Below are 4,010 nucleotides of genomic sequence, written 5' to 3'. Positions count from 1 at the left end.
CGGGAATGGGTGCGGGAATGGGTGCGGGAATGGGTGCGGGAATGGGTGCGGGAATGGGTGCGGGAATGGGTGCGGGAATGGGTGCGGGAGTAGAGGGCGGGCCCGGTGTAATTAGGGAAATCTGATTTGGTAAACTTCCTTGGGTGTAAGTTTGTCCAACAGAAAAAGTGGGCAAAATGGCATTTCCCGCGCCAGCATTAATGCTTCCCAGGGTTCCATTGTCGATCGCGCCACCAACTATAAATGGTCGATCGATAGCGCCTCCGTGGCGAATTGCGATCCTGCCCGCCCCCGCACCTCCGGCAGTAGAAATACTCGAAGAATTGCCCGATATATCGTTGAAAACATTGTTCGAGCGAAACAAACCGAGGGTTGTCACATCAACACTGCCACCAGTGCCACCAGTACCACCTTGAGCATTGATAAAGCCCAACTGAATGTTATCAGTCGCGTTCAGGGAAACGCCCCCGCCGTTGCCGTTTGAAGTGCTGCTGGAGTTGAGATCGAGAGCCGAAATGCCCGATGAAGAGGTGACATCGATATTTCCGCCGATCGCCCCCGAAGCGTTCAAAGCTCCCGCAGTTAAAGGGCCGGCAGTGGTTTGGAGAGCGATCGCGCCTCCTGTGCCCGCCGATGACGAGTCGATCGCACCCGCAGCAACAGTATTCCCCTCAACCCGAATCCTCCCACCGTTCGAGGTAATATTACCAGTCCGAACCTCGCCGCTTCCTTGCAGGTTCACGCTGCCACCATCCGTCCTTAAATTACCCTCTAGGAAGACGTTTTCTGCCTTGATATCGGCTCCCAAAGCGGCCGTGCTGTCCCCCCCGAAGCTAGCGGAATCTCGCGCGTTAACGCTCAAAATACGCGCTGCAATTGTGGAAGCAGCAGTCACACTAGCAGCATCGGCCGAGAGCAGGCCCAACCTCTGAGTTTGACCGACTCTGCCGTCAAAAGTAATGTTGCCACCAGCGCGCAGGGTCAAATTATTAGCCCGGCCCGGCCTGCTGTCGAGGGTATTGGCAAAAGTGATATTGCCGGTAGTGGTGGCTAGGGCGGCGGTGCGATCGACTGTGACGTTACTATTGAAAGTCATGTCGCCAGATGTCGCAATATTGCCCGATACCTCGGTACTGCGGGCGTTGACAGTTAAACTCGCCAGCGGTGCAGCTTGACCGACTGTAGCGCCGAACAGCACTCGCCCAGCGTCTAGTCTTAGGGCGTGAGATCCGTCTAGGCTACCGGAGAACAGAATGTTGCCGCTAACTTCCGCGCTCAAAGCCACGTCAGCATTGAGGGATGCGTTTCCTGTAAAAGTGAGATCGCCACCGGATGTGGCAATGTTGGCGTTGAGATTAGTTTGGGGCGCGTTGAGAGTCAAGCTAGCGCTGCCGCTTGTGTTCAGGGGATTGTCGATCGCGATCGATCGGCCTTGAAGTGTCAGCGGGCTGTTGAAGGTAATGGGTGCGACGATCGCGATCGACGTGCTGCTACCGTTTTCGCGCCCGATCGCGATCGAGCCGAAATCCCCCGCCAAAGCGCCGAGATCCGTTGCCGTCAAGTCCAAAAGGCCCAAAACATCGCCGGTGCCACCGATCCGAATTGCTCGGCTATCGTTGGGCTGCAAGCGAATTGTTCCCCCCGCACTGCTGACGGAATTGCTGCCGCCTCTGAAGTCAATGCCGTTACCAGTGATAGCGATATTGCCGCCGTTAGCATTGAGTCCGCCCAGAGAGATGCTGCTGGCAAAAATGTTGATGTTGCCACCTTGAGTCTCGATTAAATCGTTGGGGTCATTGACAACAAACACTCCGCCCGCTCTAAATGTTACGGTGTCTCCGGTTCTCGCTTGCAGGGAAAGTTTGTTATCGGGCAAGTCTTGGACGGTGATGTAGCCGGGGGTATCTAGAACCACGTTGCTGCCGGCCGCCATCTGTTCCAACTGCACTTCTGAGATCGATGTTTCGTTGGGTTCTGGTGCCGATTCCAGTTCCCCGCCAGTCGATCGCGCGCTGCTGGATCCGTTACCGCTGACGATGGTAATATTTGCCGGATCGAGCAACAAATTGCCGATCGCACCGTTAGTCGCGCGGGTATCGACCTCTCCTTGGAAAGTTAAAGCATTTTTGCCGGAAACTTCTACTGTTCCGCCGTTACCTGCGGTAGTGCCGCCGCGAGCACTAATATTGCCCAAGAAGCGAGTTGTATTGTCTGACCAAATTACCGCAGTGCCGCCATTGCCGCGGTCGATCGCGTTTGCTGCGATCGTAGAATCAGGACTAACATAAGTTACCTGGGCGTTGGGCACTGGTTCCATCCCTTGGAAACCGCCTCCGACGCGCACAGTACCTCCACCGTCAGTCCCGGAAGCATTGATATTTGCGCCGAAGAGTCCGACTTTTTCCCCTAAAATATTGACTGTGCCCCCAGCATTCCCAGAAGGGCCAAATACATTTACAGAACCGGAGACGATCGCACTTCCGGCAACTGCGGGCACTGTTTGGCCCCCAGTCAATACCAATTGACCTTGTTCGTTAGTGGTTAAACCTGTGGCTGACGCTACGCCTGGGCCCGTTAGCAACTGAGGCAAAGAAACCGGGGCGATCGCCGATTTTTCTGACTGCAAAGACGGAGTAATTTCTAAACTCAATAAATTGCCGCTTTGACTGATACGGACTGCATTTTGTCCCGGAACAGCAGCCACAGTAACTTGACCGTTGGGAGCGGATAATTGTCCTGTATTAATAACGGTGCCACCGAGCAAAGTTAAACTTTCCCCGTTGCCAACTGCCAAGTTTCCGGCATTGACAATTGCACCAATTTGTGAATTATTAAAATTAAATTGATTAGGATTTCCCAGTAAAGCTTTGTAATCATTAATTCCCGCCGAATGGAACCAGCCGTCACCGAAACCAATACCTGTAGCAGTTGTCGCGAAAAAAGACCCCGGCACGTTCAATCTAGCATTTTGACCGAAGACAATTCCCGCCGGATTCATTAAGAATAAATTTGAATTGCCGCCGGTTACAGAAATCAGACCGTTAATGATGGAAACATTGTTGCCGGAAATCCGCCCTAAAATATTTTGAATATTTGGATTAGTTAGAAAATTAGCGATTTGACCTTCGCTGAGATTAAATTGGCTGAAGCTGTGAAACAGATTTGTCCCGTTTCCTGACAATTGTCCGCCACTAATGTCGGTGCGGTTTTGCTCGGACTGAACAACAGTATTTGTGCCGTCATTTGCAGGAACGACAGGTTGCGATCGCACTGCTAGAGGTAGCAGCCAAAAACCTAATGTCAAAATTAGAGCCGAAGGAAAATAGGTCATTGGAGGAAGCCATTAGTCATTAGTCATTATTCCTTAGTCATTAGTCATTAGTCATTAGCCGGAAGGAAGAGGGATTTCAGACAAGCCAATTCTCCATTACCAATTTTAATCTCTTCTCGTTTTGATTTTTTTTGAGCTGTAATGTTCCGCTAAAGTGCCCATAAACTTCAAAAAGTCGATCGCACACCGCCACCACCGGGGTCGATCGCACTCCAAAACCACCCGTTGCCCGAATGTCGGAAATTTCAGGCAAATTTTGTATTGTTCTGTAACAAGTGTATTGACAAAAGCCCCCCAGAGTCATAAGATTGGAGCACTGATTGGGTGGGAAAGTAAAAACCCACACCATAACTGGCTCCTCTAATAAAGTTAAAAACAAAATATTGATGCTTTTAGAGACCAACCATGCAAACTCCAGCTTTCCCATTTCTAACTGAACAAATAGTAGAGCGGATATTTTCGTCCGGCGAACTGACTCGCGATGACAGACAGCGGATTCAGTCAATGCTCTTAAATGAGTCGATCGGCGAAAATGAATTGAGCTTAATTGAAAAAGTCATGGAAGGCGTAGTCAAGGGAATCCTTGACGTGATGAATTAGTTGATAAGGAATGAGAATTAAATAACTTCCACTCTTGAAAGTGGGATGGGCGTCCCGCCCGTCATGAGTGGACGGGCGG

General features: G+C 51.1%; 3 protein-coding genes. 1 reads left to right on the top strand and 2 read right to left on the bottom strand.

All coding sequences use genetic code 11. The features are described 5' to 3' along the window. Together QUB39_RS30055 and QUB39_RS30050 are read right to left on the bottom strand one after the other, a co-directional pair. On the bottom strand, nt 1–3,331 hold a 3,331-nt coding region (locus QUB39_RS30055; protein ID WP_333212025.1), incomplete at its 3' end, for a two-partner secretion domain-containing protein. A gap of 76 nt (nt 3,332–3,407) precedes the next feature. Next, complete coding sequence (locus tag QUB39_RS30050; protein ID WP_333056475.1) at nt 3,408–3,584, bottom strand: hypothetical protein; 177 nt, start codon at nt 3,582–3,584, stop codon at nt 3,408–3,410. A gap of 152 nt (nt 3,585–3,736) precedes the next feature. Between QUB39_RS30050 and QUB39_RS30045 the strand changes: the two genes are divergently transcribed. Then, on the top strand, nt 3,737–3,931 hold the full coding sequence (locus tag QUB39_RS30045) for a hypothetical protein (protein WP_190661768.1): 195 nt from the start codon (nt 3,737–3,739) through the stop codon (nt 3,929–3,931). Nucleotides 3,932–4,010: the final 79 nt, after the last annotated feature.

Source organism: Microcoleus sp. AT8-B5, from assembly GCF_036705565.1.
In the GTDB taxonomy this organism is placed as follows: Bacteria; Cyanobacteriota; Cyanobacteriia; order Cyanobacteriales; family Microcoleaceae; genus Microcoleus.
Note: the sequence above shows the minus strand (reverse complement) of the source record. Positions and strands in the feature narration are given on the sequence as shown.

Coding starts and splice junctions, on each gene's coding strand:
- QUB39_RS30045 (WP_190661768.1), top strand. CDS start 3,737: ATGCAAACTCCAGCTTTCCCATTTCTAACTGAACAAATAGTAGAGCGG.